The 21,965-nt window shown below is 68.9% G+C and carries 12 protein-coding genes and 6 tRNA genes; all 18 read right to left on the bottom strand.

From position 1 onward, the window contains the following. Positions 1 to 2: 2 nt before the first annotated feature. Positions 3 to 4,673 carry a type I polyketide synthase gene (locus BW39_RS22575; RefSeq protein WP_043824412.1) on the bottom strand — a complete coding sequence of 1,557 codons (4,671 nt, stop codon included), beginning with the start codon at positions 4,671 to 4,673 and terminating at the stop codon, positions 3 to 5. Beyond that, positions 4,673 to 10,009 (bottom strand): non-ribosomal peptide synthetase, encoded by a 5,337-nt coding sequence (locus tag BW39_RS22570; protein WP_043824410.1) that lies wholly within the window; start codon positions 10,007 to 10,009, stop codon positions 4,673 to 4,675. Before BW39_RS22570 ends, BW39_RS22575 begins: the two co-directional genes overlap by 1 nt. Positions 10,010 to 10,029: 20 nt before the next feature. After that, on the bottom strand, positions 10,030 to 11,019 hold the full coding sequence (locus BW39_RS22565) for a TauD/TfdA family dioxygenase (protein ID WP_043824407.1): 990 nt from the start codon (positions 11,017 to 11,019) through the stop codon (positions 10,030 to 10,032). Next, a complete protein-coding gene (locus tag BW39_RS22560; RefSeq protein WP_043824405.1) occupies positions 11,016 to 11,705 on the bottom strand; it encodes a 4'-phosphopantetheinyl transferase family protein in 690 nt (229 codons plus the stop codon). The genes BW39_RS22565 and BW39_RS22560 overlap by 4 nt, the downstream gene beginning before the upstream one ends. Beyond that, on the bottom strand, positions 11,683 to 12,426 hold the full coding sequence (locus BW39_RS22555) for a thioesterase II family protein (protein WP_043824403.1): 744 nt from the start codon (positions 12,424 to 12,426) through the stop codon (positions 11,683 to 11,685). The genes BW39_RS22560 and BW39_RS22555 overlap by 23 nt, the downstream gene beginning before the upstream one ends. A gap of 5 nt (positions 12,427 to 12,431) precedes the next feature. Next, on the bottom strand, positions 12,432 to 12,716 hold the full coding sequence (locus tag BW39_RS22550) for an MbtH family protein (protein WP_034395838.1): 285 nt from the start codon (positions 12,714 to 12,716) through the stop codon (positions 12,432 to 12,434). A gap of 151 nt (positions 12,717 to 12,867) precedes the next feature. Further along, positions 12,868 to 13,392, bottom strand: coding sequence for a sigma-70 family RNA polymerase sigma factor (locus tag BW39_RS22545; protein ID WP_043824402.1), 525 nt, complete (start codon positions 13,390 to 13,392; stop codon positions 12,868 to 12,870). A 714-nt stretch (positions 13,393 to 14,106) separates the two neighbouring features. Then, positions 14,107 to 14,183 (bottom strand) — tRNA-Asp (locus BW39_RS22540). 44 nt (positions 14,184 to 14,227) lie between these two features. Beyond that, a tRNA-Glu gene (locus BW39_RS22535) sits at positions 14,228 to 14,303 on the bottom strand. 38 nt (positions 14,304 to 14,341) lie between these two features. Further along, a tRNA-Ala gene (locus BW39_RS22530) sits at positions 14,342 to 14,417 on the bottom strand. A 126-nt stretch (positions 14,418 to 14,543) separates the two neighbouring features. Continuing rightward, a complete protein-coding gene (locus BW39_RS22525) occupies positions 14,544 to 14,879 on the bottom strand; it encodes a P-II family nitrogen regulator (protein WP_016450797.1) in 336 nt (111 codons plus the stop codon). Between the two features lie 16 nt (positions 14,880 to 14,895). Further along, positions 14,896 to 17,985, bottom strand: coding sequence for an efflux RND transporter permease subunit (locus BW39_RS22520; protein ID WP_043824400.1), 3,090 nt, complete (start codon positions 17,983 to 17,985; stop codon positions 14,896 to 14,898). 4 nt (positions 17,986 to 17,989) lie between these two features. Continuing rightward, positions 17,990 to 19,207 carry an efflux RND transporter periplasmic adaptor subunit gene (locus tag BW39_RS22515; RefSeq protein ID WP_043824398.1) on the bottom strand — a complete coding sequence of 406 codons (1,218 nt, stop codon included), beginning with the start codon at positions 19,205 to 19,207 and terminating at the stop codon, positions 17,990 to 17,992. A 41-nt stretch (positions 19,208 to 19,248) separates the two neighbouring features. Beyond that, positions 19,249 to 20,688, bottom strand: coding sequence for a TolC family protein (locus BW39_RS22510; protein ID WP_043824415.1), 1,440 nt, complete (start codon positions 20,686 to 20,688; stop codon positions 19,249 to 19,251). Positions 20,689 to 20,914: 226 nt separating this feature from the next. Next, a complete protein-coding gene (locus tag BW39_RS22505; protein WP_224986538.1) occupies positions 20,915 to 21,283 on the bottom strand; it encodes a hypothetical protein in 369 nt (122 codons plus the stop codon). Between the two features lie 283 nt (positions 21,284 to 21,566). Next, positions 21,567 to 21,643, bottom strand: a tRNA-Asp gene (locus BW39_RS22500). Positions 21,644 to 21,687: 44 nt separating this feature from the next. Further along, positions 21,688 to 21,763 (bottom strand) — tRNA-Glu (locus tag BW39_RS22495). 37 nt (positions 21,764 to 21,800) lie between these two features. After that, positions 21,801 to 21,876: transfer RNA gene (locus tag BW39_RS22490), tRNA-Ala, on the bottom strand. Positions 21,877 to 21,965 lie beyond the last annotated feature (89 nt).

Genomic DNA, 21,965 nt, shown 5'->3' with positions numbered 1-21,965 from the left:
CTTCACGAATAAATCGGCGATGCGGTGGTCGGGGCGGACTCGGCTTCGGCGTCCAGCGCCTGGATTTCCTCGATCAACCGGGTTTCAACGAGTTCGGCCAGGCGCCGCACCGTGGGCGTGCGCAGCAAGGCCGCAGGATGGATTTCGACGCCATAGGCCTGGCGCACGCGCGCCAGCAGCTGTATGGCCATGAGCGAGTCGCCGCCGAGTTCGAAAAGGTTGTCCTCGGCGCCCACGGGAGCCACGCCCAGGAAGCCGCTCCAGAGCGCGGCCAGACCGGTCTCCAGGTCGCCCTCGGGCGCCACGAAGCCGGCCATGCCTCCGGGCCGCACCTGGGTGGGCGCAGGCCCGGCCGTCGCTGCCGTTGTCGCTGCTGCAGGCAGGGCCTGGTCCAGCAACTCGGCGAGGTCCGCATGGCGACGCGTTTCCAGATCGGTGGTGGACACGCAGACAAGGGGCTGCAAAGGGCCGGCCAGGATGCGCTCGAACAGATGCACGCCCTGCTCCGGTGCGATGCCCACACCTTCGGGCATGGACGTGCCTGCCGCCATGCCCACGCCGCGCCACCCGTCCCAGCCCACGGAAATCAGCGGCCAGCCGGCCGTGCGGCCATGGGCCACGGCCAGCGCATCCAGGCAGGCATTGGCGGCCGCATAGTCGATGCGGCCCAGGCCGCCCGCCACGGCGGCCAGGGAAGAGCACAGCAGCATGAAGTCCAGCGGCTGCCCGGCCAATGCGGCCAGCAAGGCCCGCGTGCCCTGGAGCTTGGGCGCGAGCACCTGCATCACCTCGTGTGCCCGCTTGTCCGCGAGCATGCCGTCGCCGGCCAGGCCGGCGGCGTGGATGACGCCGTGGATGCCGCCATGCATTCCGCCGAACGCGCGCTGCGCCTGTTCCAACGCAGTGCGCAGCTGGGCTTCGCTGCCCACATCGGCCTGCACCAGGCACAGCTGGGCGCCCAGCCGTTCCAGCTCCAGCAACTGCTGCAGCCGGACACGCAGCGCAGGTTCCGTCTGCGCATCCTGCGCCAGTGCCTGCCACTGACCCCGTTCAGGCAGCGCCGAGCGGCCCAGCAACACCAGCCGGGCCTGCCAGTGCTCGGCCAGGTGCCGGGCCAGCGCCAGCCCCATGCCGCCCAGGCCGCCCGTGATCAGATAGCAGCCGCCACGGCGCAGGCGCGGCGCGGTGGCTGGCGCAGCTGGCGTGACGGCGGGTGCCGTCTGCCCCGCAATGCGCTCGTAGCGCCGGGTCCAGCGGTGCGGGCCGCGCAGGGCCACGCAGGCCGGTGCGGGCTCGCTGAACTCGGCCAGGATGCGCTGCGCAAGCGCTGCCATCCCTTGGGCATGCCCGCTCTGCACAGGCAGCACATCGACGATGCGGCAGGCCATGCCCGGCAGCTCCTGGGGAATCACGAGGCAGGGGCCATGGAGCATGGCCTTGGCGGGCTGCAGGGATTCGGTCCCTGTCACGTCCTCCAGCCCATCCGTGACCAGCAGCATCTGCTGCCGGCCAGCAGCGCCCACAGCGGATGCGGCAGGCACGGCCTCCAGCGCCTGGGCCAGGGCCAGCGGGCCGAGCAGGCAGCGCTCAGCCGCCTGTGCGTCATCCAGCGTGCCCAGGCTCCACAGATCGCAGATGCAGGCCACCGGGCCGATCTCGGCCGCTATCTGCCCCAGGGCGCGCGTCCAGTCGCTGCGCTCGGTCGTGCGCAGCGCATGGCGGGCAGGCCCCAGGCGTTCATGGAGCGGACCGGGTTCGATGCGGACCACGGGCGCGGGCTGGGTGTCGGACCAGGCCTGCGCCAGGGATTCGGCCAGTGTCGATCCGGCCTCGGCCAGCAGCAGCATGCAGCCGCCGGCGGGTACCGCGGCGGCCCGTACAACGGGCGCTGAGCGTTGCCAGACAGGGGCATACAGCCAGCCCCGGGGATCGGTGCCGTGCAGACCACCGGGAGCAGCAGGAGCGGCCTCAGAGGCCGGCACCGTGGCGGCAACCCAGTGCGATTCACGCTCGAACGGATAGCCGGGCAAGGGCACGCGGCGCGCGCCCTGTGCGCTGTTCAGCAGCGGTGCCTTGGCCGCGCCAACGCCCGCCGCCCAAAGCTGGGCCAGGCAGCGCGCGGGCTGGTCGGCCTGAAGTTCTTCGCGGTTGGCGGCTGCCTGCGAGGCCAGCACGGTGCGTGCGCCAGCCTTGGGATGGCGCCGGGCCAGGCCGCTGAGGCCTTGGCCCGGGCCCACTTCCAGCAGGATGCGGTCGCTTTGGTCCAGCAGCGTGTCCAGGCCCTGCGCAAAGCGCACCGTGCCGCGCAGATGCTGCAGCCAGTAGCGGGGGTCCTGGGCCTCTTCGTCGCGGATCCAGCGGCCGCTGAGGTTGGAGATGAAGGCCATGGCAGGCCGGTTGAACCGCACGCTGGCCAGCTGGTGCGCAAAGGCGTCGAGCACAGGATCGAGCAGCGCGGAATGAAAGGCGTGTGACACCTGCAATCTGCGCAGCAGCACGCCCGTGCCGGCCAGGGCCTGCTCGGCGGCCGCAATGGCGTCGGGCCGGCCCGAGAGCACGCACAGATCGGCCGCATTGACGGCGGCCAGATCGCAGCCCCGGCACAGCCAGTCCTGCAGCGCGGCCTCAGGCAGGCCCACGGCCAGCATGGCGCCGGGCTCGGTGGCCTGCATGATGCGGCCGCGCGCGACCACCAGGTCCAGCGCATCGTCGAGCGAGAAGACCCCGGCGATGCAGGCCGCCACATACTCGCCGATGCTGTGGCCCAGCATGGCCTCGGGCTGCAGGCCCCAGGACATCCACAGCCGCGCCATGGCGTACTCGACGATGAACAGCGCAGGCTGCGTGGCCTCGGTGCGCGCCAGCGCCTGCGCTGCCTGGGCATCGTCAGCCTGCGCCAGCAGCCAGGGTCGCAGGTCCATGCCGGTCTGCGTCCTCACCCTCTCGCAGCAGCGGTCCACGATGTCGCGGAACACCGGCTCCTGCGCATGCAGGCTGCGCGCCATGCCTGCGTGCTGGGCGCCCTGGCCGGGGAACAGAAAGGCCAGGCCGGGCTGGGGCGAGAGCACGCTGCCCGTGAAATGCACCAGAGGCGCCGGATGGTCCAGCGCCTCGATGGCCTGGGTCACTCCATGGGCCAGCACGGCCAGCCGGTGCGCATGGCGCTTGCGGCCCACACGCAGGGTGTGGGCCACATCGGCCAGGGCCAGGTCCGGGTGCTGCTCCAGATGTCTGGCCAGCTGGCTGGCCGAGGCCTGCAGCGCCTGCGGCGTGCGCGCCGACAGCAGCAGCAATTGGGGGGCCTGCCCTGACTTTTCCGATGCATCGGCCGGCAACGAGGCCGGAGCCTCCTCCAGCACCATGTGCGCATTGGTGCCGCCCATGCCGAAGGAGCTCACGCCGGCACGCCGGGGCAGCGGGCCGGCAGGCCAGTCCTGCGCCGCGGTCTGGACGCGGAAGGGGCTGGCAGCGAAGTCCACGCGCGGGTTGGGCGTGGAGAAGTTCAGGCTGGGCGGCAGGGTGCGGTGGCGCAGCGCCATCACGGCCTTGATCAGGCCGGTCACTCCGGCAGCGGCGTCCAGGTGGCCCACATTGGTCTTGACCGATCCCAGGGCGCAGTGACCGGGCGCACGCCCCGTCAGTCCCCCAGCCCCGCCAAAGGCCTGGGTCAGCGCCGCGATCTCGATGGGATCGCCCAGCGTGGTGCCCGTGCCATGGGCCTCGACATATCCCACTGAGGCGGGATCGACGCCGGCCATGGCCTGGGCGGCGCGTATGGCCTCGGCCTGGCCGTCCACGCTGGGCGCGTTGTAGCCGATCTTGCGCGCGCCATCGTTGTTCACGGCGCTGCCCCGGATCACGGCATGGACGGTGTCGCCATCGCGCAGCGCCTCGTCCAGGCGCTTGAGCACGACCACGCCTGCGCCGCTGCCCAGCATGGTGCCGTCGGCGCGCGCATCGAAGGCGCGGCAATGGCCGTCCGAGGACAGAATGGCGCCCGGCTGGTGCAGGTAGCCCGCGCCCTGCAGCAGGTTGAGCCACACCCCGCCGGCCAGGGCCATGTCGCACTCCATGCCCAGCAAGGACTGGCAGGCCATGTGCACGGCCACCAGCGAGGTGGAGCAGGCCGTCTGCACGGTCACGGCCGGGCCGCGCAGGTTGAGCTTGTAGGCCACGCGCGTGCACAGGGCGTCGGCCGCGTTGCCGTTGAGCAGGGCGATCAGCTCGGCGATGCCGCCGCTCCACCGGGCCCGTCCCAGCAGATGGCGCATGAGGTAGAGATTGGCGCCCGCACCCGCGAACACGCCGGCCGCCACGTCCAGCCGCTCGGCGTCATAGCCCGCATGCTCCAGCGCCTGCCAGGCGCATTCGAGGAAGACGCGCTGCTGGGGATCGATCTGGCCGGCCTCGCGCGGCGTGTAGCCGAAAAAGCCGGCATCGAACCAGTCCAGGCCTTCCAGCACCACGCCGGACTTCACGCAGGCGGCATCGTCCAGCAGGGCCTGTTCCGTGCCCTGGTGGCGCAGGGCCTCGTCGCTGAAGGCGGTCACGGATTCGCGGCCTTCGCGGATGTTGCGCCAGAGCGCGTCCACGCTGTCCGCGCCCGGGAAGCGCCCGCCCATGCCGATGATGGCGATCTCCACGCCGCTGTAGCCCGCATCCTGAGCACGCATCAGTTCACCTCCTCGGGCAGACCACGGCGGCCCAGCAGCGCGGCGCGGCGGCGCTGGGCGCGTGCGTCGGCCTGCTGATCCTGCAGTCCTTCCTGGGCCGCCCCCACGCCGCGCTGCGCCTCGATGCGGCGGGCCAGCGTGGCCACGGTCGGGTGCTGGAACATGTCGATCACCGAAAGCCCGCTGCCCAGCGCATCCTCGATCCGCCGGTGCGCGCGTATCAGCAGCAGCGAATGCCCGCCCAGGTCGAAGAAGCTTTCGTTGGCGCCTATGCGTTCGAGCTGCAGCAGCTCGCGCCAGATGGTGGCAATGGTCTCGGCCACACCGCCTTCGGGCGCCTCGAACGGCTGCGCACCATCGCCCGATGCAGGCAGGGGCGCGGGCGCCGGCAGCGCCTTGCGGTCCACCTTGCCGTTGCTGTTGAGCGGCAGCGCGTCCAGGCGCACAAAGAGGGAGGGCACCATGTAGTCGGGCAGGCTGCGGCCCAGCTGCGCCTTGAGTGCAGCCAGGTCCTGCAGCGCGGCACCTTCACCGGCCAGGTAGGCCACCAGCCGGCTGCCGCCTTCGGCAGAGTCTGCGACCACCACCGCCTCGCGCAGGCCTGGCACGGCCAGCAGGGCGGCTTCGATCTCGCCCAGTTCCACGCGGAAGCCACGGATCTTGACCTGGTGGTCCAGCCGGCCCAGGTACTCGATCTCGCCGTGCTCGTTCCAGCGCACCAGGTCGCCCGTGCGGTAGGCACGCTCGCCGGCCAGCGCCGAAGGGCTGGCCACAAAGCGCTCGGCCGTGAGCGCGGGCCGGCCCCAGTAGCCGCGCGCCAGCGCCAGGCCGCCCAGCAGCAGCTCGCCGGCCACGCCGCGCGGCACGGGCTGCAGGCCGGCGTCGACGATGTGCACCTGCACATGGCCTAACGGCCTCCCGATGGGCACGGCCTGCGGTCCGGGCTCGCGGCAGTCGTGGTAGGTGACCTCGATGGCGGCTTCGGTCGGTCCGTAGAGGTTGAGCAGGCTGGTGGCCGGCAGCAGGGCCAGTGCGCGGTCGCGCAGCTCGGCCGGCAGGGCCTCGCCGCTGCAGACGATGTGCTTCAGCCCGGTGCAGGACGGGGCATGGCCGCTGGACAGAAATGCCTGCAGCATGGACGGCACGAAGTGGATGCAGCTGACGGCGTGGCGTTCGACCAAGGCCGTGATGCGCGCAGGATCGCGGTGCTCCCCGGGCCCTGCCAGCGCCAGCCGGGCGCCTGTGGACAGCGGCCAGAAGAACTCCCAGAACGAGATGTCGAAGCTGAACGGCGTCTTCTGCAGCAGGGTGTCCTGCGCGGCCAGCGGCTGGTGCTGCTGGCCCCAGGCCAGGCGGTTGCACAGCGCGCGGTGGCGATTGCCCGCGCCCTTGGGCCGGCCGGTGGAGCCCGAGGTGTAGATGACGTAGACCAGGTTCTCGCCGTGCAGGGCGACGCCCGGGTCATGGGCCGGACGGGAGGACAGATCGATGGCGTCCACCGCCAGGCACAGCGGCTGCAGCGCGGGCGGCAGCCGTGCGACCAGGCCCGACTGGGTCAGCAGCAGGCCGATACCGCTGTCGTCGGCCATATAGCGCAGGCGTTCGGCCGGGTGCTCGGGGTCCATGGGCACATAGGCGCCGCCGGCCTTCAGGATGGCCAGCAGGCCGACCACCATTTCCAGCGAACGCTCCATGGCAATGCCGACCTGGACCTCGGGCCGCACACCGTGCGCGATCAGATGGTGGGCCAGGCGGTTGGCACGCGCATTGAGTTCCCCATAGCTCCAGGCGCCTTCCCCGAAGACCAGGGCCGTGGCCTGCGGGTTGCGACGCGCCTGCTGCTCGAAGGCGGCATGGACCAGCTCGGGGACGGCATGGCCGCCCTGCCCGCTCTGCCCAGACTGCCAGGCCACCAGCTCGGCACGTTCTTCCTCCGACAGCAGATCCACCTCGCCCACAGTCGCCTCGGGGTGATGGGCCAGGGCCTCGAGCATGCGCAGATAGTGCTGGCCCAGGCGCTCCATGGTGGCGGGCAGGAACAGCTCGGCCGCATAGTCCATGCCCACGCGCACGGCGCCGCCTGCGCGTTCACGCACTTCCAGGGACAGCTCGAACTGCGCCGTGCCTCCGGGCACGGAAGCCGCTTCGGCCATGCAGCCCGTCATGCGCTCGAAGCCGCGCAAGTCCTCATGCACATGGTTGAACATCAGCTGGAACAGCGGTGGATGCGCCAGGCTGCGCTGGGGCTGCAGGTCTTCCACCAGTTGCTCGAAAGGCAGGTCCTGGTGCTCCTGGGCCTGCAGCGTGGCGCGCCTGGCCGCATTGAGCACCTGGGCCAGCGGGGTGCGGCCATCGACCTCGGCCTGCAGCACCAGGGTGTTGACGAAGAACCCGATCAGGCCCTGCGTGCCCGCATGCTGGCGGCCCGCCACGGGCACGCCCAGGCGCAGCACCTGCTGGCCCGTATGGCGGTGCAGCACGGCCTGCCAGCCTGCCAGCAGCACCATGAACAGACTGGCGCCGGCTTCGGCGGCACGCGCGCGCAACGCGTCCACCAGCGGCGCAGGCAGCGCGAAGCCATGCCGGGCAGCCGAGTAGCGGGCCACGGCTGCGCGCGGCCGGTCGCTGGGCAAGGCCAGCACGGGATGCTCGCTGCCCAGTTGCCCGCGCCAGTAGGCCAGTTGCCGCTCGCGCACGCCGCCATCCAGCCAGGCCGCATGCCAGGCTGCGTAGTCGGCGTATTGCAATGCGGGGGCAGCGGGCTCGGCGGCCGCAGCCGCATCACCCAGATGGAGGTATTGCTGCGCAAGCTCGTCCAGCAGGTTCTGCAGGGATACGCCGTCGCACACGATGTGGTGCATGACCAGCACCAGACGGTGGTCATCCGGCCCAAGCCGCATCAGCAGCGCACGCAGCAGCGGGCCCTTGCCCAGGTCGAAGGGCCTGGCGTGCAGGCGGCGTGCCTCTTCAGGGGCACGCTGCGGCTCGTGGTCCAGGTCCAGCCATTGGAACTCCAGGCCGCCGCTATCCAGCACATGCTGCCGGGCCGACCCGTCGGCGGCAGGCAGAAACACGGTGCGCAGCGCATCGTGGCGTGCCACCAGGCGCTCCAGGGCCGTGTGCAGCCGTTGCGCATCCAGCGTGCCGCCCAGCTGCAGCTCCACCGCCACGTGGTAGGCCGTGCCCGCAGGATCCAGGTGCCAGAGAAACCACTGCCGCTGGTGGGCGTGGGACAGGGGCTGGCTTGCACCGGGGCCGCGCGCCACAGGGCCAGGACGAGGGATGCCAGTTCCGGGTCCTGCCGCCTGCAGTTCGCGCAATGCAGCCGCGCACGCCGAAAGCCGGGGCCGGTCAAAGAGCAGGCCTGGCGCAAAGTCCACGCCCCACTGCTGCGACACGCGTGCAGCCAGTTGCACGGCCGAGAGGGAGTTGCCGCCCAGCAGGAAGAACTGCGGATCGCCCGCAGGCAGCTCGGCACGGCGCAGCACTTCGCACCAGAGCATGGCCAGCGCAGTCTCGGTGGCATCGAGCGGCGGGGGGGCGGACTGATCTGCACCGTCATTCGCTGCAGATTCCGTTGCGTCCACGAAGGCACCATGCTCCCAGACCGCATAGGCATCCAGGCTGCGCTGCGCCCAGCCCTTCTTGCAGGCCTGGCGCTGGAGCTTGCCGCTCGATGTGCGCGGCAGCGCGCCGGGCTCCAGCAGGATCACGACGGCAGGCGCCTCGCCAAAGACCGTGGCCACGGCGGCAGCCAGTGCGTCGACCAGCGTCTCCCTCGGCACCAGCTTTTGCAAACCGCGCGAAATCTCGGCGGCCACACCTATGCCCTCGCCCGACGGCCCTTCCACCGCAAACGCGGCCACGCGCCCCTTGCGCACGGCTTCGACCTCGGCCTCGACCACGCGCTCGATGTCCTGCGGGTAGAGGTTGTGCCCGCGCACGATGATCAGGTCCTTGATGCGGCCCGCCACATGGACCTGCCCTGCATGCACGAAGCCCAGGTCGCCCGTGCGCAGCCAGCGCCGGCCTGCATGCTCGACAAAGGCCTGCTGCGTTTGCTGCGGCTTGCCCCAGTAGCCCTGGCTGATGCTGGGGCCGTGCGCCCAGATCTCGCCCACGCGGCCGGGCTCCAGCACCTGCAGGCTGTGCGGATCGACGATGGCCACGGCATGGCCGGGAACGGCGGGGCCGCAGCCCACCAGCGAGGTGGTCTGCGAGGCGCCGGAGCTTTCCTCGGCCCGGCCCTGCGCCAGGGCCTCGGTATCGAAGGACGTGATCGTGGCGCCTGCGCCGCAACTGCCGCCGGTGATGAACAGGGTGGCTTCGGCCAGGCCGTAGCAGGCATAGGCCGCGTCGGGCCGCAGGCCGCAGGCGGCAAAGCGCTGCGCGAAGGCCGTGACGGTGTCGGCACGCACGGGTTCGGCGCCCGTGTAGGCCAGCCGCCAGCTCGACAGGTCCAGCTGCGCCAGCTGCGACGGCTTGATGCGCTCCAGGCACATGCGGTAGGCGAAGTCGGGGCCGCCACTGATGGTGGCGCGGTGGCGCGAGATCAGCTCCAGCCAGCGCACGGGGCTTTCCAGAAAGAGGCGCGGCGAGGTCAGCACCAGCGGCAGGCCGCTGTACAGCGGCTGCAGCAGTCCGCCGATCAGGCCCATGTCGTGGTACAGCGGCGCCCAGGACATGAAGCGGTCGCCCGCGCCGATGTCCATGCGCTGCTGGATGGCGGCCTCGTTGGCGATGAGGTTGCCGTGGCTGACCATCACGCCCTTGGGTGCCGAGGTGGAGCCCGAGGTGTATTGCAGGAAGGCGATGTCGTCGGCAGCCGGCGCATGGGGCCGCCAGGCCTCGGCATCGGCCAGGTCCACCTGGTCGGCGGCCACGGCGGCAATGCCGGCAAAGCGCGCATCGGCACCGGGCAGGGCCTGCATCACTTCGGCCGTGCTGATCACGCAGGCCGCGTCCGCGTCGCCCACGATGCCCAGCAGCCGCTCCAGGTGCTGCACGCGCAGCGATTCCAGCGGCGGCACCGGCACGGCGATCACGCCCGCGTAGAAGCAGGCCAGCATGCTGGCGGCGTAGTGCTCGTCGTTGTCCATCATCACCAGGGCGCGCGCGCCCACGGGGCACAGCTGCTGCAGCCGGGCGGCCAGCGCGCGCACGCGGCGGTCGAACTCGCCATAGCTGTGGCTGCGCTCCACCACGCGGCCGTCCTGCACGACGGCCACGGTGAGCCAGATGTCGTCGGGCCGCTGCTGCGCCAGGCCCCTCAGATGCTCGACCAGGCTGGCCGGCGCCTGGCCTGCTGCCGCGATTGCACTTTGTCCACTCAGCATGTCAGCTGCCTCCCGGGTTCTCAGAAACGGTCCAGATTGCTGCGCGGCTCGGCCATGGCGACGATGACCTTGCGCGGCCCCTTGAAGGGCGAGCGGGCATGGGCCACGAGCATGTTGTCCAGCATCAGCACGTCGCCCTGCTCCCACGGGAAGCTGACGGTCTCGGCATCCAGCGCGGCGCGCACCTCGGCGAAGATGTCGTCGCCGATGGTGGAGCCGTCGGCGAAGAAGGTGTTGCGCGGCAGGTTCTCGATGCCGTAGACCTCCTCCAGCACCTCGCGCTCCTCGGGCTCGCGCGCCGAGATGTGGAACAGGTGGGCCTGGTTGAACCAGACCATCTCGCCCGTGACGGGATGGCTCTCCATGGCCTGGCACAGCTGGCGCGTGCGCAGGCCGTCGTCTTCCTTCCACTCCCAGTCCATGCGCGCATGGCGGCAGAAGGCCTCGACCTCGGCGCGGCTTTCGGTGTTGAAGACCTTCTGCCAGGGCACGTCCATCTCGCCGAAGTTGCGCACGTACAGAATTCCGGGCTCGAACAGCTCGCGGATGCGCGCCGGAATGCGGCGGTAGACCGCACGGCTGTCGGCAATCGGCGTCTCGCCGCCCTCGGGCGATGCGGTGACGCAGTGGAACCAGATCTTCATGGGCCATTCGCGCGTGTAGGCCTGCTCGTTGTGCAGCGGAATGCTCTGGTGGGCCGGGTATTCGGTGGAGGTGTAGACGCCCGCGCCGCTGGAGGCCTCGACCGCGCTGCGCGGCGTGGAGGCGAATTCGTACTTGAGCAGCGGGTGGCCGAAGGCCGAGGCGAAGCGCTGGAAGGTCTCCACATCGGGCACGCCAAAGCCGCGCAGCAGCACGCCGCCCGTGGTCAGCAGGGCCTCGTCGATGTCGCGGCGCAGCGGCGGCAGCGCGGCCAGCAGGTCCTGGCCCGGCTGGGCGGGCGTCATGAGCTGGGGAAGCAGCGAGCCCGCGGGGGCCTTGCGCTCGAAGCGCTGGAGGGTTTCGTTCATGTCGATTCCTTGGTGCGCCACGCAAGAGCTGCCGCGTAGCCCGGCGGCGCTGGCAGCGCCATCGCTTGAAAACCATTCCAGTCGGGGACCGCGCAGGCGATGGCCAGCCGTCCGTCCCCTCCCGGGCTGATGCCTATGGAGCGCAGGTGGTCGGCCACGCCGATGCCGATGGCCTTGAGCACGGCTTCCTTGCCCACCCAGCGCTGGTAGAAGGCCGCCAGCCGATCAGGCGCACGGCGCACGCTGGCGCGTTCCTGGTCGGTGCAGACGGCGTCGAGCATGACCTCGGCATCGAGGTCGGGCTTGTGCTGCTCGATGTCCACGCCCAGGTGCAGCACGCCACCGGGATCGGCCAGCGCGATCAGCGCATGCCCGCCCGAATGCGAGACATTGAAGAGCGGTGCCCGCAGCGGGTCCTCGTCGACAAAGGGCTTGCCGTGGACGCCGACCGCCAGCGGCACATCGGCCGGGCAGCAGCCCAGCCTGCGCCCCAGCAGCCGCCGCGTGGCAGCGCGCGTCTGTGCGAAGCGCAGCCGGTCGGCGGCCCGCACGAAGCGCGCGGCGCGACCGCGCTCCTCGGGGGTCAGGTGCGGCAGGCTGTCGCTCAGTTCGGCCCTCAGGTCCAGGTCCAGCCTGAAGACCTCGATGCCCTGGCTCATGGCCTCACGCACGGACACGAGCTGCATGGATGCCTCCCTGGAGTGACTGGGCCCCGGCCAGGCGCTGCGCCAGCACGGCCAGCACATCGCCTTCGCGCTGCTTGATGAAGAAATGCCCGCCCTCGAACCAGTCCAGCGTGAAGGCCTCGGCGGCCTCCTGCGACCAGGCCTGGACGCGGGGCGCCTCGATGTCGTCCTGCCGCCCCGCAAAAACGTGCACCGGCAGCGGCAGGCCCGCAGCGGGCACATGGCCGAAGCTCTCGCAGACGCGGTAGTCGGAGCCCAGCACATCCAGCGTGATGCGCATGAGCTCGGGGCTGCCAAACACCTCTTCGGGCGTGCCGCCCTGCCTGCGCAGATCGGCAATCAGCGCCGCATCGTCGCCCTTGCCCGCAAAGCGCTCGGGATCGCGGCAGGCCGGTGCCGGGCTGCCCGAGGCAACCAGGGCCAGCGGCAGCTCCCTGCCCTGCTCGCGCAATTGCCGCGCCATGCCGAAGGCCAGCAGCGCGCCCATGCTGTGGCCCAGCAGCGCAAAGCGGCCGCGCATGGCCTGGCGCTGCTCGGCGCACAGCAGCGAGACCAGTTGCCCGAAGTCCTCGACCGCAGGCTCGCCCAGCCGGCTGCCCCGCCCCGGCAGCTCCACCGGCGCAATGCGGATCCAGTGGGGCAGCAGCCTGCGCCAGCGCAGGTACATGGTGGCGCTGGCGCCTGCGCACGGCAGGCACAGCAGGGTCAGCGGCGCGTGCATGCGCGTCAGCCCGCTGCGGTTTCGATCACGGTATCGGTATCGCTTTGCAGCGCGGCGCCGGCACCCGCCTGCTCCTGCTGCTGCATCCACACGCGCAGCGACTTGGGCCGCATGTCGGTCCAGGTGGCGTCCACGTAGTCGAGCACGGTTTTCTTGTCGCCCTTCACGCCCTCCACGGCGGTCCAGCCGCCGGGCACGGCCTTCCAGTGCGGCCAGATGGAATACTGTTCCTCGTGGTTGACCAGAACGATGAAGGTTTCGTCTTCGCGGTCGAAGCAGCTTGTAGACATGCAGGCGTCCTTTATGCGGTTGAACATCGGTGAGGCCAGTACCGGATCGCGGCGATCCGGTACTGCGCCTCTGTTGAACATGACGTTCCGGATCCGAAACTGTTCACGCCGCGTGCGCGCCGGTTCCGGGTCGTGCGCCGGGCTGCATCGTTCAATGGTGGTCCAGCAGCGAGCGGTGGACATGGATGGCCTTGCAGGCATCGGCAATCCTGGCGTTCACCAGGCCCAGCGCGCACTCCATGTGCTCGGCGATCTGGCGCTGGGTGAGGCCCTTGATGCGGTACAGCTCGAAGGTCTCGCGGGTCTTGGGCGGCACCTCGTCCAGGGCCTGGTCGATCAGGCGTATGGCCTGGGACTCGAACAAAAGGCGCTCGGGCGAGCGGCTGTCCGGTATCTCCAGCGTCTCCACATCCACGCCGTGGGTGCGGTAGCTGTTCTCGCGCTCCTGCCGGCGCAGGTAGTCCAGCGCCATGTTGCAGACGGCGCGCGTCCAGTAGGCGGCGGGCTTGGCGATCTCGGCATCGCTGCGCATCTCGGCAACGCGCAGATAGGTGTCCTGCACGGCGTCGTCGGCCAGTTCGGGATTCCTGAGAATTCTTCGCGCGACCCTCACCAACTGTCCACGCGAAGCAATGAAAACCTCTTCCAGCGAAGAATGTGTGTGATTCAAGGACACGATGCAGTTCCTCTCGCAAGCTAGGCAAGAACGTCAAGGGGAAATGTCGACCGCAGGTCGATGGACTGCCGGCGCGCCGCCCGTGCAAAAAGACGGGAACGGGACTCGGCACAGGCGGAAAGCGGCGGCACGACCGCCGACCGCCGACCGCAGGGCATCAGTGCACGCCGATGCGCATCGGCGTGACTTGGGGAGACGGGCCTTAGATCGGCCTCATACCGGCTTCATGGCGGCGGCCGACCTCGCCGGGCCCATGCGTCCTGGAACAGGATCGGCAAGGGCTGTGCGGCCTTGCAGACGTGCTGAAACTTGAACCGGGACCAAGGCATGCAGTGGTGCTCCTTTAACGTTTTCCAGAACATGAAATGAGAAGCATTAACAGCTCCGGCGACAAAACCGGGTCTGGATCGGCATCTCGTACCTGTCTGAAAGACGTCCCGCCAAGGCAAATGAAGACACGGCTATCGGCATTGGAAAATCGGCAGCCGATGCCTATGGATTCCCGTCGCCCATGGCTTTCCCTCGCCATGGATGATGGGCCTGGATCATGACGGACTGGTGATGCCCCAAGCGCAGCGCGGGGGCACCGAAGGGCTGGGTGCGCAGGCAGGAAAAGCGAACGGAGCGCGGCCTGCTGCTGCAACCTGCAGACGAAAAAAAGCCACCTTGCGGTGGCTTCTTGTCTGTGCAGACGCTGGGTTTGCACAAGGAATCTGGCGGAGTGGACGGGACTCGAACCCGCGACCCCCGGCGTGACAGGCCGGTATTCTAACCAACTGAACTACCACTCCTGGCAGACAGCTTTTGCGCTCTTTCGAGCCAAGTGCTGCAAACTTGGCGACCCTACGGGGATTCGAACCCCGGTACTCACCGTGAAAGGGTGATGTCCTAGGCCTCTAGACGATAGGGTCAATCCTAGAACTTGCGTAAATACTCAAGTCTCAATTTTTGGTGGAGGTAAACGGGATCGAACCGATGACCTCTTGCATGCCATGCAAGCGCTCTCCCAGCTGAGCTATACCCCCTTGCTGCAACGTTGCACTGCTTCGTTGCTGCGATTCAAAAATTGTAGCACAGCGTTTTTGGGGCAATTCCGGAATGCATGACTTTTTTATGTCGCCCTGCATTCCGGCGCCCTGCTCAAGCCCGGGTCAGGCCAGACTTTGCCCATCGCGTATGCGGTGGATCTCGGCGATGTCCACCACCCAGACCAGGCCGTCGCCGACCTGGCCCGAATGGCAGGCCGAGGTGATGGCCGCGCGGATGGGCTCGACCATGGAGGCCTCGGCCAGCACGCAGACCATGATCTTGTCGGAGAAGTCGGTCAACTCCTCCTTCACGCTGCGCTTGTCGATGGCGGCCGGGGCCGTGAAGCCCTCGGCACGGAACAGCGTCACGCCGGGGAAGTTGGGAATGGCGCGCAGCGCGTCGCGCAGGCGCTCCAGGCGACTGGGGCGCACGATGGCCCGGATTTCCTTCATGGTCATTGCAGTGTCTCCTTCATCAGGCTTCCAGCGGTTTTTCGTCAAACCAGCGGTACAGGGTCGGCAACACCACCAGCGTAAGCAGGGTGGACGAGATCAGGCCACCGATCACGACGATGGCCAGCGGGCGTTGCACCTCCGAGCCGGGGCCGGTGGCGAACAGGAAGGGCACCAGGCCCAGCAGCGCGACGGTGGCCGTCATCATCACGGGGCGGAAGCGCTGCACGCAGCCTTCGCGCACGGCCTCGGCCACGTCCATTCCATCCTCGCGCAGCTTGCGGATGCAGCTGACCAACACCACGCCGTTGAGCACCGCAATGCCCCACAGCGCAATGAAGCCCACCGATGCCGGCACGCTCACGTATTCGCCCGTGACGAACAGGCCTATCAGTCCCCCGATGGAGGCGAAAGGCAGCACCAGGATGATCAGCCCGGCCAGCTTGACCGAATTGAACAGCACGAACAGCAGGAAGAAGATGGCCACGATGGTCAGCGGCACGATCACCTGCAGCGTACCCATGGCGCGCTCCATGTTCTCGAACTGGCCGCCGTACTTGAAGTAGTAGCCGTCGGGCAGTTGCACTTCCTTGTCGATGCGCTGCTGCACTTCGGTCACGAAGCCGCCCAGGTCGCGCCCTTCCACGTTGGCACCCACGACCACGCGACGCTTGCCGCCTTCGCGGCTGATCTGCGCGGGTCCGTCCACCAGTTCGATGCGGGCCACGCTGTTGAGCGGAACCTGCGCGCCGGTGCTGGTGGTCAGCAAGGTGGCGCCGACAGCCTGGGGCGAGCCACGGAAGGGCTCGGGGAAGCGCACGACCACGTTGTAGCGGCGCTCGCCCTCGTAGACCGTGGTCACGTCCTTGCCGCCGATGGCCGACTCGATCACGCCCTGCACGTCGGTGACGTTCAGGCCGTGGCGGGCAATGGCCTTGCGGTCGATATCCACCGTGAGCGCCTGCTGGCCCGACAGCCGCTCGACACGGATGTCGGTGCTGCCAGGCACGCTCTTGAGGATGCGGGCCACCTGTTCGGAGACATCGCGCAGATCGTCCAGCTCGTCGCCGAAGACCTTGATGGCCAGTTGCGAGCGCACGCCCGTGACCATTTCATCCACGCGCTCGGAGATCGGCTGGGACAGCACGATCTGCACGCCCGGGATCGAGGACAGGCGCTGGCGGATGTCTTCGTCGATCTCGTCCTGGGTGCGGTCGGACTTGGGGTCCAGCAGCACGATGGGGTCGGACTCGTTGGGGCCTGCGGGATCGGCCGGCGATTCACCGCGTCCGAGCTTGGAGACCACGCTGAGCACGCCGGGCACCTCGGCCACGGCCTTCATCGCCGCCATTTCCATGCGGATGGACTCGTCCAGCGAGATGCTGGGCACGCGGTTGATCTGCGGCGTCAGCGCGCCCTCCTTCATGGTGGGCATGAAGGACTTGCCCAGCAGCGGGAACAGTCCCAGCGAGCCCAGCAGCAGCGCCACGGCCACGGCCAGCGTGGCGCGGTTGCGCGCGGTGGCCAGGTCCAGCAGGCGCAGGTAGTGGCGCTTGAGGAAGGCGATCAGGCGCGTGTCATGGTCCGCGCCGCCCTTGAGGAAGTACGAGCACAGCACGGGCGACAGGAACAGCGACACGGCCAGCGAGACCGCCAGCGAGATCGCGATGGTCAGCGCCAGCGGGCCGAACATCTTGCCCTCGATGCCCTGCAGCGTCATCAGCGGCAGGAACACCAGGATGATGATGGCGATGCCGAAGATGGTGGGCGTGGCCACCTCGGTGGTGGCCGAGAGCACGGTGCGCACGCGTGCGCCCATGCTGTCCCCGGCCTGTCCGAGCTTGTGGAACACGTTCTCCACCACCACCACGGTGGCATCGACCATGAGGCCGATGGCGATCGCCAGCCCCCCCAGCGACATGAGGTTGGCCGAGATGCCCCAGCGGTTCATCATGATGAAGGTGGTCAGCGGCGTGATGATCAGCGTGGCCACCACGATCAGGCTGGAGCGCACGTCACCCAGGAAGACGAAGAGCACCACGACCACGAGCAGGATGCCCTCGATCAGCACCTTGCCCACGGTCCACAGCGCCGAGTCGACCAGGTCGGTACGGTCGTAGTAGGGAACGATCTGCAGGCCGCCGGGCAGCATGCCCTTGGAGTTGATCTCCTGCACGCGCTCCTTCACGCGGGTGACGACTTCCTTGGCATTGCCGCCGCGCATCATCAGCACGATGCCGGAGACGCCTTCGGTATAGCCGCCCTTGATGATGGCGCCCTGGCGCACTTCCTGGCCCAGCTGGACCTCGGCCACATCGCGCACGAAGACCGGCACGCCGCCATCCTGCTTGAGAACGATGTTGCCGATGTCCTCCAGTGACTGGATCAGGCCCACGGCGCGGATCAGGTACTGCTCGGTGACCTGGGGCAGGATGCCGCCGCTGGCGTTGGCGTTGTTGTCGGCGATGGCCTGGACCACATGGCGCACGGACAGGCCGTAGTGGCGCAGCCGGCCTGGGTCGACCTCCACCTGGTACTGCTTGACGTAGCCGCCCTGCGAGTTGATTTCGGCCACGCCGGGAATGGAGCGCAGCAGCGGGCGCGCCACCCAGTCCTGGATGGTGCGGCGCTCGGTCAGCTCCTCGGGCGTGAGGGCCCGCTTGCCGTCGTCGGGATGGTCCAGCGTGTACTGGTAGACCTCGCCCAGGCCCGTGGACACCGGCCCCAGCACGGGGATGATGCCTTCGGGCATGCGCGGCGTGACCTCCATCAGCCGCTCGGTGACGAGCTGGCGCGCAAAGTACACGTCGGTGGTATCGGTGAAGACCAGGGTGATGATGGACAGGCCGCTCTTGTTGAGCGAGCGCATCTCCACCAGGCCCGGCATGCCGGTCATGGCGATTTCCAGCGGCACGGTCACGAAGCGCTCGATTTCCTCGGGCGAACGGCCTGGCGCCTCGGTGGCCACCTGGACCTGGACGTTGGTCACGTCAGGAAAGGCATCCACCGACAGATTCATGGCGGCGCGCAGGCCAAAGCCGCACAGCACCAGCGAGAGCACGATCACGATGAGTCGCTGGCTCAGTGCGGCCCGGATCATGGAAGCGATCATGGGCTTACTCCAGCTCTGCGCGCTTGCGCTCGTTGTTCAGGTGGAAGGCGCCCGTGGTGACGATGACCGTGCCATCGGCCACGCCCTTGTTCACGGGGCGCATGCCGCCGCTGGCGGTGCCCAGCTCGACGGGCGTGAGGCGGTAGTGGTTCTCGCCCTTCTTGACGAAGACATGGTCGCGGTCGTTCTCGCGCACCACGGCCTCGGCCGGCACGGCCAGCAGCTGGCGCACCTCGCCCTGGATGCGCATGGTGGCCAGCATCTGGGGCTTGAGGTCGCGCTCGGTGTTGTCCACCTGGGTGCGGATGGTGACGGTGCGGGTCTCGGGCGTCACGGTGTCGCCCACATGCACGATCTGGCCGGACAGCACGCGCTCGCCCAGGGCGGGCACGGCGATCTCCACGGCCTGGCCGGCGCGCACGCCGCTGGCCATCTGCTCGGGAATCGCGCCCACCACCCAGACGCTGCTCAGGTCGGCCACGGTGAACAGCGGATCACCGGGCTGGGTCACCTGGCCGGAGCTGACCTTGCGCTCGATCACCACGCCGGCCCCTGTGGACAGCACGGCCGCATGCGACTGCAGCGTGCCCTTGTCGCGCAGCTGGGCGATGGCGCTGTCGGGAATGCCGATCAGGCGCAACTGGTCGCCGGCAGCGCGCTGCTCGGCGCGGGCAATCGACAGCTCGGACTCGCGGCGCTGCAGCTCGGCCGAGCCGATGACGTCAGCGGCGATCAGCTGGCGTGCGCGCTCCACGCCGCGCTCGGCCAGCGTGGCGGCGGAGTGTGCACGCAGATAGGCCAGTTGGGCGGTGGTCAGCTCGGGGCTGGCCACGCGGGCCAGCACCTGTCCCGCGCGCACGCGGTCGCCCACTTCGACCAGCACCTCGGTCACGCGCCCCGTGGCGGCCGCGCCAATGCGGGTGACCTGGCGCTCATTGGCCTCGATGCGGCCGGATACCTCCTGCAGCAGCGCGATCTGCGCCTGCGCCACGGGCTTGACGGCGAAGTTGGGAGCCATCTCGGCGGTCACACGGACCTCCATCGGGTCCTGCTCCTGGGCAGCGGCCGCCGCGGGCGCCGCCTTGGCTTCGGCCTCTTCGCTCTTGCCGCAGGCGCTCAGCGCCAGCGTTGCGGCCAGCAGGCCGGCCAGGGCCAGGGAGTTCACCAAGGTGCTGCTGCCTGCGCGGGCGGCGATGGGTTTCGGATGCATATTCAAGGACATGTTCGTTTCTGATTTCGGGTGTGAGGCAGGGACGGCGCGCTTCACAGCGCGGACGGATCGTCGTAGCGGCCCGCGAGGTATTCGAGCTGTATGCGCGCCGCCTGCAGCTGGTAGCGCGCATCGAGCAGGTCTGCACGGATGGAGCGCAGCACGCGCTGCGCATCGAGCACATCGAGAATGCCGCGCTCGCCGAAGCGGTAGGCGGCCTCGGCCACGCGCAGGGCCGACTCGGCCTCGCGCACCGAACCCTGGCTCAGTGCCTGGGTGCGCAGTCGTGCCATCTCCAGCTCCTTCCAGGCCTGCAGCGTCTGCTGGCGCAGCTCGATCTGCCGGCCTTCCAGCTGCAGACGCGCGCGCTCCAGCTCGGAGGCCGCCTCGTCGATGGGGCCGCGGTGCTGGTCGAGCAAGGGGATCTGGATGCTCACGCCCACCGTGTTCAGGCGCACGTCGGGCTCGCGCGTCTGGCCGTAGCGCAGCTCCACGCCCGGCCAGCGCGAGGCCTTGGCACCGTCGAGCCGCGCCTGGGCACGCTCGACCTCCGCCTTGAGCTGGCGCAGTTCGGGATGCTCCATGGGATCGATCTCGCCCATGTCCTCGATGCGCAACGGATCCTCCAGCGACACATCCAGGCGGAAGCGCACGGGCAGCTGGCCTGCGGCCAGGCGGCCCAGCGACAGCTGCGCCTGCTCGGCGCGCAGCCTTGCGGTCTGCTCCTGCTGGCGCGCCTGGATGATTTCGGCATCGGCCTTGATGATTTCGTAGCGGGCCGCCTCGCCGCTGTCCACGCGGACGCGGACGCGCTCATGGGCCTGCTCCAGAAGGCGCACCGCCTCCTTGGCGGCCTCAACCTCCGCCTCGCGCAGCACCATTTCGTAGGCGCGCAGCCGCACCTGGGCCACCAGCGCATTGCGCGTGGTCGCCACGAAGTGCACCGACCCCTGCTCGCCTGCCCTGGCGGCCTCCACGCGCGCACCGCGCACGGCGGGGTTCTCGATGGGCAACGCCACGGCCCAGCCCTGCACCGTGCCGGCCGCCGCGCCGGGCACGCGGGCGCTGTTGCGGCCCTGGTTCCATTCAAGCTTGGGATTGGGCAGCGCCGAGGCGCTGACCACGCCTGCACGTGCCGTGGTCCGCGACTGCTCGACAGCGCGCAGATCGGGGTTGTGGTCCAGCACGGCGCGAACGACCTCGTTCAGGCTCAGCTGGGGCAGGCGCTGTGCGGCGGCCGAAGCCACCGAAGCCGTTGAAGCCGTTGAAGCTGTCGATGCGGCCTTAGGCGTGACCGGGGCGCGGGCCGCTGCGGCCTCGGCAGCTGCAGCCGCGGCGGGTGCCGCCTGGGTCAGGGGAGGCTGGGATGCCTGTGCCGAGGCACCGGCACTCCAGCCCACCAGCAGGCTGCAGATCGCGCCTTGCAAGGCCTTGCGCGAAAAGGATGGAAAACGAGCGGGGGCCATTCCCGCCAATACCGTTGGATTCACCATGGCATGCATCTGCCGCGAAACGACAGTCGAGGGGTTGAGTAAGAGATGGGCCCTCCCCTGCGGACAACGCGGGAACGGGCATGGCCGGGCCGTGCGCAGTCAGCGCGCGGACGACGGCATGGCATGCGCGCCAGCAAGGCGCGCACGAGCAGTGATCAGGCAGTGGGATGCGTCAGCCGACAAGGGGCACAAGGGGCGCAGGGCATGCCTGCGCCGCAATATGCGGTCAGCCGAGCAGGGAAGGTCTTGGAGGGCGCAGCAGCTGGCCCGGAGCGGGCGACAGGTGCGCCTGGGAATAGGTCGAAGGCGGGGCCCACAGCGACACCACCTGCACGGCGATGGGCTCGGGCGGCCAGTACATCTCGGCGGAGCGGTCCTCGCCACAGGCCAGCAGGGCCAGCAGCTGGCGGGTGTTGCCGCCGTGTGCCGTCAGCTCGGCAAACTCCGTCTCGTCGTCTTCCTCGACTTCCGCGAGTTCTTCGAGGAATTCCTCATCGATGGTCACGATGGGGTGGTGCGCCAGCAAGCCATCGCTTTCCAGTCCATCGGACGATGCCGACGCCGCCACCTGTCCACAGAAGATGGACAACAGCATCAGCAAGGAAAACAGGAACGATGGCGCAAGGCGCATGGGGCGAGACGAAGGCGGGAGCAGTGAAAGTGAATGTCCCATGATCGGGACACCATCTATTGTTACGAATGTTGAGGCAAAGTTCCGGGTTTGCCCTTAAAAAATCTGTGGCAAAGCCCGCTTTTCGCACATGCTCACCTGCCACCAAGCGAGGCAGCCATGCAGGCGAGCTGCACGCGGCAGAAACAAAAAAGCCACCTTGCGGTGGCTTCTTGTCTGCGCAGACGCTGGGTTTGCACAAGGAATCTGGCGGAGTGGACGGGACTCGAACCCGCGACCCCCGGCGTGACAGGCCGGTATTCTAACCAACTGAACTACCACTCCTGGCAGACAGCTTTTGCGCTCTTTCGAGCCAAGTGCTGCAAACTTGGCGACCCTACGGGGATTCGAACCCCGGTACTCACCGTGAAAGGGTGATGTCCTAGGCCTCTAGACGATAGGGTCAATCCTAGAACTTGCGTAAATACTCAAGTCTCAATTTTGGTGGAGGTAAACGGGATCGAACCGATGACCTCTTGCATGCCATGCAAGCGCTCTCCCAGCTGAGCTATACCCCCAAAAATCCGATACTGGCGGAGTGGACGGGACTCGAACCCGCGACCCCCGGCGTGACAGGCCGGTATTCTAACCAACTGAACTACCACTC

Source organism: Delftia sp. RIT313 (assembly GCF_000632165.1).
In the GTDB taxonomy this organism is placed as follows: Bacteria; Pseudomonadota; Gammaproteobacteria; order Burkholderiales; family Burkholderiaceae_C; genus Comamonas; species Comamonas acidovorans.
This window is presented reverse-complemented; position numbering and strand designations above follow the sequence as displayed.

Coding starts and splice junctions, on each gene's coding strand:
- BW39_RS22520 (WP_043824400.1), bottom strand. CDS start 17,985: ATGATCGCTTCCATGATCCGGGCCGCACTGAGCCAGCGACTCATCGTG.
- BW39_RS22550 (WP_034395838.1), bottom strand. CDS start 12,716: ATGTCTACAAGCTGCTTCGACCGCGAAGACGAAACCTTCATCGTTCTG.
- BW39_RS22555 (WP_043824403.1), bottom strand. CDS start 12,426: ATGCACGCGCCGCTGACCCTGCTGTGCCTGCCGTGCGCAGGCGCCAGC.
- BW39_RS22515 (WP_043824398.1), bottom strand. CDS start 19,207: ATGTCCTTGAATATGCATCCGAAACCCATCGCCGCCCGCGCAGGCAGC.
- BW39_RS22510 (WP_043824415.1), bottom strand. CDS start 20,688: ATGGTGAATCCAACGGTATTGGCGGGAATGGCCCCCGCTCGTTTTCCA.
- BW39_RS22525 (WP_016450797.1), bottom strand. CDS start 14,879: ATGACCATGAAGGAAATCCGGGCCATCGTGCGCCCCAGTCGCCTGGAG.
- BW39_RS22570 (WP_043824410.1), bottom strand. CDS start 10,009: ATGCTGAGTGGACAAAGTGCAATCGCGGCAGCAGGCCAGGCGCCGGCC.
- BW39_RS22565 (WP_043824407.1), bottom strand. CDS start 11,019: ATGAACGAAACCCTCCAGCGCTTCGAGCGCAAGGCCCCCGCGGGCTCG.
- BW39_RS22560 (WP_043824405.1), bottom strand. CDS start 11,705: ATGCAGCTCGTGTCCGTGCGTGAGGCCATGAGCCAGGGCATCGAGGTC.
- BW39_RS22505 (WP_224986538.1), bottom strand. CDS start 21,283: ATGCTGTTGTCCATCTTCTGTGGACAGGTGGCGGCGTCGGCATCGTCC.
- BW39_RS22575 (WP_043824412.1), bottom strand. CDS start 4,673: ATGCGTGCTCAGGATGCGGGCTACAGCGGCGTGGAGATCGCCATCATC.